Source organism: Pseudoalteromonas porphyrae (assembly GCF_001298125.1).
GTDB classification, from domain to species: domain Bacteria; phylum Pseudomonadota; class Gammaproteobacteria; order Enterobacterales; family Alteromonadaceae; genus Pseudoalteromonas; species Pseudoalteromonas neustonica.
On the sequence record NZ_LHPH01000007.1, the window covers coordinates 233,748 to 248,625 of the forward strand.

Below are 14,878 nucleotides of genomic sequence, written 5' to 3' on the forward strand. Positions count from 1 at the left end.
CTTACAATTTTAATTTCTGCTTTTCTATTTTCTGTGTAGCACATATGTAGCATCAAAATAACCCGTTTCTCTCTGTTCCTACAGCATTCTTTCCATGAAATGTTTCCACAGTGAAATTTTCATCATTTATAGCTGGGATATCTATATTTTCTATAATTATAAATTGAGCTATGTTTGAAAGCTTACTTAAATAGTCCAAAAAGTGAAAACTGAGTTTTGTATTTGCAATGATTTTTTCATCATTGTCTAGCTCTCCATGCTTACTATCCTTTGGATCTCTATAAGTCACTAGAGGGGAATCTAACACTAATACTTTTGGATGGAATAGCTTTTTTCTTGAACAATATATAAGTAACGTTATTTTAAATACGGAATGCAGGATCGCTCTCACTCCTTTGCCATTGAGTCTTCTATGTTTCCCATCGATGACAACATCAAAATCTTTGTAATCAAAAGTAACTAATTTATTACCAGGAAACTTAATTTCATCTAAGACTTCTGAATAAATTTCACAAAAGCTATTAATAGCCTCCTCTGTTGGCAAAAAGTCTTCACTTTTATATCTTTTTGGTGGCTTTTCACCGTCGGCCTCTTGAAGCTTAAGCTTTAGGTTGTGAATTTTTTCCAATAGGCTAATCTCTCTTAGAATAGCTTCTCTTTTTTCAGTTTGTTCAGAGTTTAAAATTTCATTACTTTCTAAAAATGGAGTCTTTAGATTAATTTCTTCTTCTATAAAACGTAGCTTATTTTTAAGTTCTTCATTTTGAATTTCGATATTAATTAGCTGCTTTTCAAGTTTTTCTTTTGTTTCTAATAAGCCTTTCCTATTAGATTTTATTTTTTGTATTTCAGCTAAAGATGCAATCCTAAGTATCTCTAATTGTTCTAAATCGTCACAAATATTGTCAGATTTTTGTCCACATGTACCGCAATACCCATTGTGATTACTTGATAGTAAAAATGCGGCTTCTTCTTGGGACTCTAACCTTTTAATATCTGATTCATAAATATCTCTAAGTGATTTAAAGTTTGATAGATTACTTTTAATATCGTTAATTCTTAGATGGTTGGTTGCTATTTCTTTAGAGATATCTTTTTTGTTTATTAAAAGTAAAGCGATGGTTTGTCGTGAATTATTTAGTTTTTGTTTAATAGTATCTTGGATAAGTTTATTTTTTTCTAAACTTTCTTTTAACGTTTGAAGAGAGTCATTTTTAAACGTAACTTCCGACTTATAATCATCTATTAACTCATTAAGTAAATCAGTTCTTCCGCTTTTTTTACTATTAAAAATTTCTGGGGTAATTAATTCATCAAGAGAACTATTATCATTCCCAGTAAGTAAATAAGTAAATAACGCTCTGTTTGTTGTTTTTTCATCTCTGATACCACTCTCAATTGGAGAGTGCTTACTTATTATTTTATCTTCTTCGGAAATATAAATATTTGAGAGTAACCTTATAGTTAGTTTTGCTTTTTTAGCTGAAAGGTTTTTAACTAGCTCAACGTCTTCTTGGTGCCATTCTTTCATAAGGAAAGTACTGAAGCTTTGCTCTCCTTTCTTTAAACTACCAATCTTAAGACTTGAAAATACTTTGAAGGATTTTATTTGATCAATATGGCCTCTGAAAACGTCAACTACTTTCGAATTGAAGCCCCTTAAAAAGGTGTAATCTTCTGAATTTAAAGTAACTTTAAGTAATATTTCTGTATACTGCTTACTTTCATCTATCTGATCTATTGATTCTTTACCTAGCATATACTCTAAAGATTCAACTAAAAATGATTTACCTGTATTTGATGCACCATTTATAATTTTTACGTTCTTATTAAAGTTTACTCCTCTAGGCTTTACATTGTTTCCTAAAAAATAAATTGAGTGGAGGTGCATTTTTGAATCCGTTTTAATCATTAGAAGGCCTAATCCTTGAAAAGAACATTTAAATTAGCTTTTTTTAAGAATGCTATGTTATTTGCGCACCAAATAGAATTATCTTTTAACTTAGCGCTGTATTCAGATTTCATTAGTTTGAGAAATGGTTCAACTTCTTCAGTTGCAGAATAAAAGATACCGCCTTTTCTGCATTTGGATTGAATCATACCAAACTTTTTCATTAGGGCTATACCTTCTCTTACTAAGCTTCTTCTTACAGCAAGCTCTCCCTTTCGGTTGGGTAGTTGTGGATGAAGACTATCTGGGCCTTCAAAATCACCTGAATAAATTAAAATATAATCAAACTTCAGCAAATCTTCGAAACCCATTGATTCAGGGTATATAGCATTTAGTAAAGATATGCTCCTAAGGCCAGCTTCAACATCTGTATTAAAAATTTTCACTTTATCCATTTAAACTTCCCTCCATTTACGAAGTGATGACAATATCCTTGTTTAACCATAACGCTGGCGTTAGCTGATAACTTTCCTGTAGGCTCTATATTTGCTGCTTGACTCAATACTGAACACATACGCTGATACCCATTATCGTACTCATTCATTAAAGAGGGGTGAACTCCCATAAACACTTGTTTTTCTAATTGTTCTGTATATTTTTGGAATGTATTATCTCTGTATAAATGTTTAAATGCATCAGCACTGAAAAACCGTTCTCTTTGCATATCAAAGTCGATTTCAAAACTAGAATGACCTTTTATGTCTTTATAAGTAGGGTAAACATTCTTATCTTTATCACTATACGCAGCTAGTATTTCTTTTATATAGTTAGATTCATGGCTTTGAATTTCATCGGGAACATCTGTTTCGAGTGTCCCCTGAGGTAATTCTCCCCCAAACCAGTTAACAAGGACTGGTCGAAAGGTTTGGTCACTTACAATAGTATCTAAATCAATAATTTGTATTGACGAAAAATTGAAATTTTCAATATGTTCGATCAATTCAGGTGTCAGTTCAACAGGGAAAGAGCTTGTGATTTTTTCTCTACAATAATTATCCCATTCATCTAAAAGTATTTTTTTAAAACTCGAAGGATTGTAGATATATTTTTCCAGATTTCTATTAACCCCTTTTGGAGCAACAAAATAGTAGTTCTCTGGGAGTATGAAGTTACCTTGATGTGAGAAGTAGATGATTTTTCCGATTTCAAGTATTGAAGTTGCTGTTGGAAGTGATTTGTTGTATTGCTTACACTGATAGTTATCCCACCTACTTTCATGTTTTTGTTCAGTGCTAAAACCGACAACATCCCTGCCCATATCTCCTGCACCTGCAAAGCGTTTAACAGATTTATACTTATTAGTTTGTTTATCAACCCACTCTCTTACCAACTTTTCTAACCCTACATCGTTAAGAGCAAGTATTTGCCTATTATAATCTATCATTTATTCCATTAACCCTTGCTACTATTAACCGTATGTTAATATAAGCATATTTAGCTATTCAGTACAGTTATTTACAGAACTCCAAGTAAGATCTTTTTTGCCATTTTGCCATTTTGGCAAATGGCGAGCTAAAAGTGATTTTTGAAGTTAGGGAAACAATATTGACACCCATCCTAAAGCATAGCAGGGCGTTGCATACGAGAAGGTAAACGCGGGTATATTGAAAGTACACATTTACCTTTACTAGAAAGAGTTAATATTTCCCCAGAAAAGAAACAAAGATGACACCCATTCTAAAGTTTGTATTACTCATATTTTTTACTAACTTTTAATTAGTGTGAAAAATAAACAGGGTGATATATGGCAATTGCAAGAAAACGTCAAATAAGTTTGGTTGATACAAAGTATTATCACTGTATGTCACGTTGCGTTCGTCGTGCTTTTTTGTGCGGGGAAGACCGTTTTACAGGCCAGTCTTTTGAGCATCGCAGAGGCTGGGTTGAAGATAAGTTACTCGCATTAGCGAAGGTATTTTGCATTGATGTATGTGCTTATGCTGTTATGAGCAACCACACGCACCTAGTGTTGTATGTTGATGATAAAAAAGCGAATCGGCTGAATGATAAAGCGATTGTTATTCGCTGGAGTAAACAACGTTGACACCCATCGTAAAGTTATTGAACCAAAATAGGAACTCAGCTATGGTTGAAGCATTAATAAAAATATATTAAATACGAGTTATTCTACAGGCTTGTTAGGCATACAAGGAGAGTTCAGTGAAAAAATTAACTTTAGTATTTATATCCCTTATTTTATCTTTTTCAAGTTTTGCAAATGACAAGTTCACGGCAGATCAATTAATCGAGAAAGCAAAGGCATTTGTATCAGCCAAAAATGCTCGCCAACAACCAAATACAACCACTAAAGAAATAGATCATTATATATCGCTATTATCTGATAACTTCATCGATGAACATGTTAAATTCAAGTTCACGTATACTGATAAATCGAAACTCCGTTCAGATATGGTTGGTAAACTAAAAGATGAAGTTATAAATAGCAATATTGAGATAAACGAAATTATGGTAGGGGCTAATGTTGTTTTTATAAAAATGACTGAAAGGGGGAAAGTTAAGCCTGCGCATTTAGATAAAACCATTGAATATAGTAAAACTAATATTGTTTCATTAGAGTTTAACGAATCAGGTTTAGTAAAGCATATCCGCCGACACCACGGTTAATGTATGCCTAAAAAGAAACAACGTTGATGACACCCATCCTAATGTTTAACAGGGCGCTGTATACGAGAAGGTAAGCGTGGGTATATTGAAAGTACACACTTACTCTTATTAGAAAGAGTAAATATCTCCCCAGAAAACTGGTTAAAACTGACCACGCAATTTACGCGTGCGTATTTCATGGCGCAGTAGGCAGGCCAACATCACACACCAGCTATAGCGAAAACTTAAATAGAAAACGGCGCAGTAACCTTAGCAACTGCGAAAAGCTACTGGCGTAATTTTTAGCATAATTAAAACGTCGACTATTGCCTTAAGGCAAAAAAATTTATGTCTGTAATTTAGGGGGCTGCGCTTATGAACTGAGCTAAGGAGGACGAAATCGTGATTATGTTGGAAATGTACACTTACTGCTGATTTCAATCGATGCGCTTGCTTTTTTGCTTTCGGTAAATAATTAAGATGGGTGTCAAATTAAATTCATCATCAAATTAAATTCATCAGCCTCAGGTGTTTGCTTACTACATATTCACTGTAGTAGAGCGGGAGGACAATATATTCCTTTTCCAGTGATGATGAGCCTTGCGTGCCTGTGAGTTTAATTGTTTTGATTGGCTGGCATTTATTTATGTACGATTGCAGTGATTTTGCTTTGGTGCGTTTACCACTTTTTACTTCGATAGGCAGTATGTTGCCTTCGTCATCAGAGAGCACAAATTCGATCTCCGCTCTTGCATCACCCCATGAATATGTTGGGTCAATGCCTTGTGCAGCAAGTTCCTGTTGTACAAAGTTTTCGGCCACAAAGCCTTTGTATTCATAGCCTTGTTGTTTTATTTCTTTATACCCAATGTTTAGCATATGATTTAATAAGCCCACATCAAAAAGAAATAATTTAACGATGTTGTCTTTTTTATATGCTGCTAATGGGCTTTTAGGTGTGCTATCAATAGGGTGGTTTTTGAGTATCAAGCGGCACTTGTTTAACCAAGAAATAGCGCTTTCAAAATCACCATAGCGAGATTTTTTATCGTGCACTCCTTTAAATTTAAAGCGATTAACCGATTCATCCATAACTGAAGATAACTGTGCTGGAACATTGTTAAATACAGCTTCGATTAAACCTGCATCTACTTTTCCTGAGTATTTTCCGAAGTCTCGTTGATACCCCAGTACTAAATTTTTATGAATATCTGTTACAGCTTGAACGCGGTCAATGATACTGTGAGCAGATAAATCAAACCATGTATTTACAGCTTCTGGCATACCACCAGTAAAGTAATAATCAGTGAGTTTTGAAAATAATTTACTATGTGCTGCACTTGAGTTTGTTTGCGCTGCAAATGCCTTAATTAGAGCGGTTTCTTTTGAGGCGATCAGGAATTCACGAAATGTGAGAGGGCGTAGATTATGCTGTTCCACCTTACCAACCGGGAAGGAGTTTAATAAACCGATATTAGAACCACTGGCAGCAATGTGCATATGCGGCGCTTGTTCAGCAAAGTATTTGAGGGATGTGACTGCTTTAGGGCATTCGCCTATTTCATCAAGGATCAGTAGATCTGTATTAGGGTCAAACGTTTTTCCTGTAAGTAGCTCAATATTAGATAGTACGTTATCGGGCGATAACGAATCAGCGAATGCTTCGCTCATTTGTGGGGATTCTAAAAAATCGATTCGAATCACGTTTGCAAAGGTACTGCCTAATAGAGTTTGTAATAAATAAGTTTTACCTGTTTGGCGAGCGCCATCAATTAATAATGGTTTTCGTGTAGGTTTAGATTTCCAACCTAGTAACTTTTCTAAAATTAATCGTTGCATGGCAGGTCTCGCATTACTCATTAGATGATCAATTACACTTTATTGCGCGAACAAATGCAAGTTTTTACACTTTTATGCGCGAATAAATGATGTTTCCCACGTTTTTATGCGCGAATAAATGTGGTTGTGTTGTATGAATTAAATTTACTGCCATTTTAAACGGTGATGTTTTACCTTGTTGTACAGTCGCTTTTGAGGGATCGCGAAGATATTAAATAAAAATGACACTCATCATAAAGTTTGTATTTTCATATTTTTACTAACGTTTAATTTGTGTGAAAAATATATAGGGTGATGCATGGCAACACAGCAGCTATAGCGAAAACTTACACATAAACTGCGCAGCAACCTTAGCAACTGCGAACTTAAATTGAAAAGTTTATTTTGTTGAACTTTTATTAATTGTTTTAAATAGTACAAAGGAGGCCTAGGCCTCCTCTAGTAACCTACCCCCTAATTCCCCGGGCCACATTCCATACATTGGTTGATAATGTCTGGGCCAAATTTAAGTTTGGCATTTAAATCACGCAGGGCGGTACGTAGGCCTTCTTCAATTACTGGGTGATAAAATGGCATGTCGAGCATTTGCGGCACGGTCATTTTGTTTTGTACAGCCCATGCCAGTAAGTGGGCGATATGCTCGGCTTGTGGACCGATAAACTCAGCACCTAAAAACAAGCCAGTGCCTTGCTCTGCGTATAAACGCATGTGGCCTTTGTTCTTTAGCATTACGCGGCTTCGGCCTTGGTTTTCAAAGCTGACTTCACCAATTTCAAAACAACCGCACTCACCAAAGCGGGCGGTTATTTGCTTGTAGCTTTCACCCACCATGGCAATTTGTGGGTCGCTAAATACTGCGGCAATAGGTGCACGGCGCAGGCCGGATTGTACATTAGGGAATCGTCCTGCATTTTGCCCTGCGATAGTACCTTGATCGCTGGCTTCATGTAATAGAGGGATCATGTTACTGGCATCCCCTGCGATAAATATGTTTGAATCGCCACATTGCATGGTGTATTTATTGGCAAGCGGCACGCCGCGTTCATCAAGCTCAATACCTGTGTTTTCAAGGCCTAGTTTATCGGTATTTGGCACGCGACCTGTGGCTGCTAGCACATAATCAAATTGCTCTGTTTGTTTTTCACCGTTTTTGTCTACATAGGTAAGTTGTGCTTTATCACCAACGTGTTTCATATCAGAGACATTGGAATCGGTATCAACATAAAACTCTTCCGCGAATACGGTATTTGCGTAATCTTTAATAACTGGATCAGTCACTGGGCCAATCGCGCCACCTACACCAAATAGTTTAACGTTAACGCCTAAACGGTGTAAAGCTTGCCCTATTTCAAGGCCAATAACGCCGGGGCCAAATACGGCAACTGATTCAGGTAGATCCTGCCAATCGAACACGTCGTCGTTAATAATGAGTCTGTCGCCAAAGTTATTAAATACGCCTGGGTATGCAGGTCGCGAACCGGTGGCAATAACAAAACGTTTGGCTGTAATAATTGTGTGGTCGTCAATTTGCACACGATTTGTATCTAAAAACTTAGCATAACCACGAATTTTATCATCAGCGGGTATTTCATCTACGGCTTCTACTACAAATCCTGCAAAACGGTCACGTTCGCTGCGCACTCGTGCCATGACTTCTTTACCGTTAATAGTAGGCTTTGAGCTATGCACACCAAACGCAGGTGCCGCTTCAATAGCGTGTGCGGCTTCTGCTGCGGCAATTAATAACTTACTCGGCATACAACCAACACGCGCACAGGTTGTACCGTATGGGCCTGCTTCAATCATTAATACGTTAGCTGTGTGTTGTTTTGCGTTGCGGTATGCGCTTAAGCCTGCGGTGCCAGCACCAATTACAACAACGTCGGTTTGCAGTTCTTTCATAGTGGTATCCTGTTTGCGAATATTTGGCAAAAAAAAGGGGCTGTTAGCCCCTAATATTAATTATGCGAGGGGTGTTAAATATTAAGCAAAATATTTTTCTAAATCGTCAGAGCCACCAATGTGCTTTCCGCCGATAAATACTTGTGGCACAGTTTCACGGCCAGAGATTGCTTTAAGGCTCGTTAGTGATGCGCCTGCACCCATAATGATCTCTTCATACACAAGACCTTTCTCAGTCAATAATGCTTTCGCTTTTTTACAAAATGGGCAGCCAGGTTTAGTAAATAAGCTTACTGCTTGAGGCTTAACTTGCTCTGGGTTGATGTACTCAAGCATTGTGTCTGCGTCTGATACTTCAAACGGGTCACCTGGTAAATCTGGTTCGATAAACATTTTGTCAATCACGCCATCTTTAACCAGCATTGAATAGCGCCAGCTACGTTTGCCAAAACCTATCTCGCTTTTATCAACTAACATGCCCATGCCGTCAGTGAATTCGCCGTTACCGTCAGGTAATACAGTGATGTTTTGTGCTTCTTGGTCAGCGGACCATGCGTTCATTACAAAGGTGTCGTTTACTGATAAACATACAATTTCATCTACGCCATTTTGTTTAAGCACACCCGCTAACTCGTTATAGCGTGGTAAGTGTGTAGATGAACACGTTGGTGTAAATGCACCCGGTAGTGAAAACACAACAACTGTTTTACCTTTAAAAATTTCATCAGTAGTCACTGATTTCCACTCGTCGTTTTGACGCGTTGCGAATGTAACTTGTGGGATTGTTTGACCTTCAATATTCTTTAACATGTTTTTTGTTCCTCTTGATTTGTTGATAGCCATTATGCGTGTAAATTAACAATAGTTCCAATCGTTTGTTTGTATTATAGTGATAGGTAATACCGATTAGTAGTGAGTTTGCAATGAATTTAAAAGACTTAGAATATGTAAAAGCTGTTGCGCACTTTAAGCATTTTCGTAAAGCAGCCGATGCCTGTTATGTCAGTCAACCCACCCTGAGTGGTCAAATAAAAAAATTAGAACACGAGCTAGGAGTCACACTATTTGACCGCTCTACCAAGCACGTTACTTTAACCACGCAGGGTGAACGTTTGTTAACGCAGATCAAAGTGATCTTAGAGCAAACCCAAATATTAAAAGAGCTAGCGGCCACCTCATCGGCGCCACTACAAGGTAAAGTAAGAATAGGCATTATTCCAACAATTGCACCGTATTTATTACCTACTTTACTCACATCGATGAAAGAAGCGTTTGCGCAGAGTCAATTTGCCTTTGTTGAAATGCAAACCGCCACATTATTAAATGCGCTTGATAACGGCGAACTCGACATCGCTATACTAGCAGATGTGCCTGAACTTAAACTTTATCATACAGTTAATTTATACAAAGAAGATTTTTTAGTGGCAATGTCTGAGCAAAATACATTAGCACAGCGCGATAAAATTGCCTTAGACGAACTACGCTCATGTAGCTTATTAATGCTTAGCGATGGGCACTGCTTTAAAGATCAAGCGCAGCAGTTTTGTTTTGCCGCAGGGGTCGATGTCTCAAATGAATATTTAGGGAACAGCCTTGAGACATTACTTGCGCTAGTAGCTATGGATGATGGTGTAACGTTTGTGCCAAAGCTGGCATGCGTTGAGCGCGCTGGCATTAGTTATTTACCGATATTTCCGCCTCAACAACGCAGCATTGTGCTTGCGAGTCGTAAACATTACCCCCATTTGGCAGGGGTAGATAAATTAGCTCTATGGCTCAGTGAACACCCAAGCCTTGGTCAACAATTGGTTAAGGCTCTACGTTAATACCCATTTTATTAAAACGTGATTATTCTAGTTTTTTGTTATGGTTTTTTATTTTTAGCCTAATTATTAAATACCTTTTTTGTTTGTTTATATAGGTTTTTTGAAACGGCTGGGTGATATTAATGTAAAGTTGTTTTTAAAGGCAGAGTTAAGCTCTGCTTTTTATTTTCATCATATGGAAGTGATTATAATAAAGCGAATATTCATATTTTCTCACCGTTAATCTCACTCCTTCCTCTTTTGAAAAAAAACGTCACTTTTGGTAGTCACAGCAGCTTCAAGAGTAAATGCTATAGATTCTTTAATTGCACAATTGTCGCGCAGTCAGGTAAAAAGGTTGAGTCTAATTAGCGCTAAATAATTATTAAAATAGAAGGTTAATAGTGTGAAAAATTTAGTAATGACCATGAGTAGTGTAGTGCTTGCGTGTTTTTTGACATCAGGCTGTGATTTTTTATTTGATAAAGCGCATGGTTATCGTGGGCCTATTGTTGTGACGATTGAAACAGAAGATGGCTCAGTGCCAGAATTTCCTTTTTTGATAAAGTCGGCCTATTCAGAGTCGTGTGGCCACAGTAGTTGTGGTATTGAATTTGGTTATAAATATTTTAAAGCTGCCTATGCTAATGAGCCAATTACCTTCCCACGCGAGCGTTTGGATTTATTACAGCCCAATGCCTATGCATCGATTGAGTTTACGGTTACCCATCCTAATTATCACCAAGGCGGATTTCCGCGAGGCTTTGGGCCCACCGATGCTGATGACCCCATACATATCACGTTTACCGTTAAGCCGTTTGCTGAACAAATGAATAAAGTAGCTGGGTGGGCGACTGGCCCTAAACAAGACATGCAAAACTTTACACCTGATAGCAGGGAATATAAAAAAGCAGACATTCGGTATCGCCAAGCGCGCTTTAATTTAGGAAATACGATCACAAGGCACATTACGGTGATAAAAACTTTTTACTTACCTCATTTTTCAAAACGTATGCAACAACGGGTGATTGAAAAGTATCAACCGATTTTTCGAGCCTGGTATTACGGTGTACCCGAAACAGATTGTTGGAACAAAATGACTTGCCAAGAACATATTTTAAAGCCAAGGGAAGCTGAATATGAAGGATTATAAGCGTAAAACTGCACTTTTTTTTGGGGCGGTAATGGTATTTAATTGTGCTGCGCACGATACCAATACCAACCTCGATAATTGACTAAGGCTCTAAGTTAATTAACTGTACTACATCATTAATTTGAATGTTGGGTAAAGGTTGCTGATTCACACTGACCGCAACTGCGCTTTGCTGGTATACCTGATTTACTTGTACTGTGTTTAATGTCGTGATCAGGTGTGGCATTTTATTACCCGCAGCGTCTGTTAAATAGTTATGGTGGGCAATACTTAATAACTGGCCTTTTTCTAGGCCGTGCGCTTTCCCTAAATTAATAATTAATTTATCGTTTTCAATATGTAAAATCTTACCTTGTGTTTCAAGGCACGCCATTGCTGCTTGTAAGTCGTAACTCGCTGTTTGGTTTATTTCTTCGATGCTTTTACCATAATCAGAGCCCCAAAATTTTTCGCTAAATACATCAATAATCTCGGTTTTTTCAAAAGGCCAAATAGCTTGGCTACGATAGCTTTTTTGCCATAATCGCTCATAGGTGGTGCCATCAAATAGTGCAAAGTCGACCTTGTATGAACGTTGGTATGTTTCATCTTGCCAAAAGGCATAGTCGCTATTAAGTTTGTCGCTATTTGAAATGTCGACCATTTGGCTTAATAACACGTATTGCGAATTGCTGCGCATAGCAATTTCTTCTAATAGGGCGTTACTGTAATCGTATTGCTGATTAAAAAACTCACCAACGCGAATAGGAAAATTAAAGTAGGCGGTGGGCTTAGCGTTCATGGCCGACTTATTTAAAGTCTTATAGAGAGATTCGCTGGTGGCTTTGTCAATGTCAAAAATTTGACCCATCATTGCTTGTTCACGATTGACTAATTGGGTCTGAGTGATCGCAACAAATTTATTAAATTGGCTTGCCGGGCAGTGCTCTTGTTGTGGGAAAATATCTAAACGCAACGTAATCGCGAGCTGGTCAGATCTTCGGTCTTCGCTGATCATCTCTATTTTTTGAATTTCACCGTGGCTTTTTATTTTTAACTGATCTTGCATTAGCACGCCGTCAACTAAGGTTTGCATTGACGTAACGCGTGCACCAGAGAACACTAATGCCTGCGTGATCGCATCTTTTATAGCCGCTGACTTAGCGCCGCTAATATCGTTATTTTTAATACTGGCGTGGCCGGTTGATTCGTACCATTGCGCAAATGCATTTACAGAGAAAAAGCTAATGCTTAGCCAGCTAGTGATGATCACTATAATTGATAACACGCGTTTCATTTTCCTAACCCCATACCTACATTTGCTATTATGAATAACAGAGCAAGGACTGTACCAGTTGTTTAATTATAGGCTTTTAAAACAGAATTACACACTAACCTTGGCATTAATTGTGCATTAATTTGACGATTATGACTCTTTAAAAGCGTGAAAATGCCATGCGTACTGTAATTTTGTTTTGTACTTTAGCAAGCCTGAGCTTAGCTGGCTGTAGTAGTATTTTTGATAAACATGTGGAATATAAGTATGTAGAGCCAGATAACTACCCAATATTAAAAGCAATAGGGTATGCCCCCATAAGCGCTCAACAGGGGGAAAACCAGTCACAACGTTCACTCATGGCAATTAAAGCATCTAAGCTTGAAGCTTACCGTGAGCTTGCTGAGCAAGTGTATGGGCAAAAAATTACCGCTGGTACAACAGTGCAAGGCAGTATTGCGCAAAATGATCGGCTACAAAGTCAAGTTCAAGGGGTGATTAAAGGCGCGCAGGTCGTTAAAACATATGCTGTTGGCGACACCTACGCTACAGAGTTGCATCTTGATATGAAGCGGGTACATGATTTATATATTGGTGAAATTAAGCCAAGAGAAGTTAAAAAAGTAACGTATTACTAAGAGTTTGTTATGCAATGCCCGAGGCGCTATATTTTTATTGATATGTGCTAAGTATGACTTTTTTAAAAGAAATGACAGGCCGCTTTCATTAAAATTTGGATGCAGTAGGGAATGCTTAATATAATCTTAAGTGTTGGTTACGAAGAAGCTTATGCTTTTAGATTTCTAACTAATTCATTATTACCATGAACAGCACTGCCGCCTTGGTCATAAGTCATAGATGTTGGCGCGCCAATTAATATATCTTTCAATTGTCTAACTGTTAAATTTGCTTGATGAGCAGCATGAGCATTAACGTCGTTTTTTTTCTTACAAAACTCTAGTTGCTTTCGGACATTATGAATAAGTTCAGGGAGTTCAGCTGATTGCTCATCATTAGTCGTCATTAAGGTTTTTAGTTCTTTATCGAGCGTTTGAATTTTACTTAAAAAACTAAGCTTCTGTTGGGCAAGATCTTTTAATCCTTCACCACGGCGAGATGCAATGGCTGTTAATTCATCATCTAAAATACTGGCCAATGAGGTTAAGCAATTTAACTGCATTGTGAGCTTAGAGCATATTAAAGAATTATGATCAGCCATACACATCAAACTCAAATGAAGCTATGCTTTTTGCTAACTTTTCAGTATCAACTTGATATTTACCTTCGCTGATTGCTTTTTTCAGCTCTTCAACTTTTTTACTATCAAAGCCAGATGACTGCTGTGTTTTTTCTTGCAGTGATTTAAGCTGCTGAGCTTGAGGTGTTAAGCTAACAGAGTCAGTTGCAGCTTTAGGAGCCGCCGTTTGCACTGCTGTTTGTGAACTATTATTTTGTAAATCAACTTTTTGCTGTTTAGCATTGGCCAACACATTAGCCTGTTGTTGACCTTTATTTACTTGGCTTACCATGATTTTAACCTATACATTACCCAACTGATGCCTAGTTATCGGCATATATGTTAGTTACTTTAGCATAAATATGGAAATTTAAATATTTACCTGCACAGACTCTACACCGTCAACACGGGCATTTAAAATTTTCCCTGATTTTTTATTCTTAACTTTTATCTGCTCTCCTAAAGTACCATCTTCAAGGGCTAAACCTGAAGCTTTAATTTTTAACCCTCGGATCACAGCAAAAATAGTGACGTTGTCGCCTTTGCAAACCATACATATTTGGTTCATAGAAATAGGAAAACCACTGCGTATATTTCGTTTACTACGACTGCCAATCAGTAACTGTGTGTCTTGGAGATGCTGAACTCTAACAAAATGTTTAGGCTTCATAATTAAACTTAAATGATGATCTTGAATAACTTCGCCTCTGGCGAGGTTTTCACTGGCGACCACTACTGCAGAAAGCTCAACGACACGTACGTGAACATATTGGCTCCAGCTATTCGTATCATCACATTTAACTTGAACTGTGACCTGACGATTAAAGGGCGGTTCTGTAGGAATCGTTAGCATAGGTTGACTTTGACAACTGCGATCAGGGATTCTGCTATCCAAGGTGAGTGCGTTAAGTTGGCGAGTTTCTGGGTGCGAAGGGCCTAACTGATCAGCCACGTACGAAACCGCAAGTTCTTGTAATTCTTCCTTGCTGTAAGATTGAGCGTATAGAGGTGATACTAGAAATTGGCTAGCAAGAAAATAAAAAACACTGTATCTTCGGCTTTTTTTTAACAAACTCATAATGTTTCGACTATGCTTATTGTTGAAAACAGGGTATATATATTTAGCGTCAAA

Annotated in this window: 14 protein-coding genes and 2 pseudogenes; 6 read left to right on the forward strand and 10 right to left on the reverse strand. The window is 37.5% G+C overall.

What is annotated here, in order from left to right; all coding sequences use genetic code 11:
- Window positions 1-52 precede the first annotated feature (52 nt).
- Genes ADS77_RS08070 through ADS77_RS08080 form a run of 3 tightly spaced genes read right to left on the reverse strand, consistent with a single transcriptional unit; the run spans window position 53 to window position 3,335 of the window.
- The gene (locus ADS77_RS08070; protein WP_054453839.1) at window positions 53-1,912 is read right to left on the reverse strand and encodes a hypothetical protein; all 1,860 of its coding nucleotides are present in this window, start codon (window positions 1,910-1,912) and stop codon (window positions 53-55) included.
- 8 nt (window positions 1,913-1,920) lie between these two features.
- Complete coding sequence (locus ADS77_RS08075) at window positions 1,921-2,346, reverse strand: ABC-three component system middle component 2 (RefSeq protein ID WP_054453841.1); 426 nt, start codon at window positions 2,344-2,346, stop codon at window positions 1,921-1,923.
- Window positions 2,334-3,335, reverse strand: coding sequence for an ABC-three component system protein (locus ADS77_RS08080; protein WP_054453843.1), 1,002 nt, complete (start codon window positions 3,333-3,335; stop codon window positions 2,334-2,336). Before ADS77_RS08080 ends, ADS77_RS08075 begins: the two co-directional genes overlap by 13 nt.
- A gap of 360 nt (window positions 3,336-3,695) precedes the next feature.
- On the opposite strand from ADS77_RS08080, the pseudogene ADS77_RS08085 reads away from it, so the two are divergent.
- The 3 genes and pseudogenes from ADS77_RS08085 to ADS77_RS22670 form a co-directional block, all read left to right on the forward strand.
- A pseudogene (locus ADS77_RS08085) lies at window positions 3,696-3,986 on the forward strand (transposase); the annotation flags it as partial.
- 125 nt (window positions 3,987-4,111) lie between these two features.
- Window positions 4,112-4,576 (forward strand): hypothetical protein, encoded by a 465-nt coding sequence (locus ADS77_RS08090; protein ID WP_054453847.1) that lies wholly within the window; start codon window positions 4,112-4,114, stop codon window positions 4,574-4,576.
- A gap of 45 nt (window positions 4,577-4,621) precedes the next feature.
- Window positions 4,622-4,854 (forward strand): annotated as a pseudogene (locus ADS77_RS22670) (hypothetical protein); the annotation flags it as partial.
- Window positions 4,855-5,059: 205 nt separating this feature from the next.
- Here the strand turns inward: ADS77_RS22670 and ADS77_RS08095 are convergent.
- The 3 genes from ADS77_RS08095 to ADS77_RS08105 form a co-directional block, all read right to left on the reverse strand.
- A complete protein-coding gene (locus ADS77_RS08095; RefSeq protein ID WP_054453935.1) occupies window positions 5,060-6,394 on the reverse strand; it encodes an ATP-binding protein in 1,335 nt (444 codons plus the stop codon).
- A gap of 453 nt (window positions 6,395-6,847) precedes the next feature.
- The gene (locus tag ADS77_RS08100; protein ID WP_054203379.1) at window positions 6,848-8,296 is read right to left on the reverse strand and encodes a dihydrolipoyl dehydrogenase; all 1,449 of its coding nucleotides are present in this window, start codon (window positions 8,294-8,296) and stop codon (window positions 6,848-6,850) included.
- 81 nt (window positions 8,297-8,377) lie between these two features.
- Window positions 8,378-9,106, reverse strand: a complete 729-nt coding sequence (locus ADS77_RS08105; protein WP_054203378.1) for a glutathione peroxidase — start codon at window positions 9,104-9,106, stop codon at window positions 8,378-8,380.
- Window positions 9,107-9,219: 113 nt separating this feature from the next.
- Here ADS77_RS08105 and ADS77_RS08110 point away from each other — a divergent pair, with 113 nt between their 5' ends.
- Together ADS77_RS08110 and ADS77_RS08115 are read left to right on the forward strand one after the other, a co-directional pair.
- Window positions 9,220-10,122 (forward strand): LysR substrate-binding domain-containing protein, encoded by a 903-nt coding sequence (locus tag ADS77_RS08110; protein ID WP_054203377.1) that lies wholly within the window; start codon window positions 9,220-9,222, stop codon window positions 10,120-10,122.
- Window positions 10,123-10,507: 385 nt separating this feature from the next.
- Window positions 10,508-11,254 (forward strand): hypothetical protein, encoded by a 747-nt coding sequence (locus ADS77_RS08115; protein WP_235575738.1) that lies wholly within the window; start codon window positions 10,508-10,510, stop codon window positions 11,252-11,254.
- 82 nt (window positions 11,255-11,336) lie between these two features.
- Here the strand turns inward: ADS77_RS08115 and ADS77_RS08120 are convergent, their stop codons facing one another.
- Window positions 11,337-12,530, reverse strand: coding sequence for a flagellar assembly protein FlgT (locus tag ADS77_RS08120; RefSeq protein WP_054453849.1), 1,194 nt, complete (start codon window positions 12,528-12,530; stop codon window positions 11,337-11,339).
- Between the two features lie 158 nt (window positions 12,531-12,688).
- Here ADS77_RS08120 and ADS77_RS08125 point away from each other — a divergent pair, with 158 nt between their 5' ends.
- Window positions 12,689-13,147 carry an LPP20 family lipoprotein gene (locus ADS77_RS08125; protein ID WP_054203371.1) on the forward strand — a complete coding sequence of 153 codons (459 nt, stop codon included), beginning with the start codon at window positions 12,689-12,691 and terminating at the stop codon, window positions 13,145-13,147.
- Between the two features lie 149 nt (window positions 13,148-13,296).
- Here the strand turns inward: ADS77_RS08125 and flgN are convergent, their stop codons facing one another.
- The 3 genes from flgN to flgA form a co-directional block, all read right to left on the reverse strand.
- Window positions 13,297-13,728, reverse strand: a complete 432-nt coding sequence (flgN, locus tag ADS77_RS08130) for a flagellar export chaperone FlgN (RefSeq protein ID WP_054203370.1) — start codon at window positions 13,726-13,728, stop codon at window positions 13,297-13,299.
- Window positions 13,721-14,038 (reverse strand): flagellar biosynthesis anti-sigma factor FlgM, encoded by a 318-nt coding sequence (gene flgM, locus ADS77_RS08135; RefSeq protein WP_054203369.1) that lies wholly within the window; start codon window positions 14,036-14,038, stop codon window positions 13,721-13,723. The genes flgN and flgM overlap by 8 nt, the downstream gene beginning before the upstream one ends.
- Window positions 14,039-14,116: 78 nt before the next feature.
- Complete coding sequence (gene flgA / locus ADS77_RS08140; protein ID WP_054203368.1) at window positions 14,117-14,824, reverse strand: flagellar basal body P-ring formation chaperone FlgA; 708 nt, start codon at window positions 14,822-14,824, stop codon at window positions 14,117-14,119.
- Window positions 14,825-14,878: the final 54 nt, after the last annotated feature.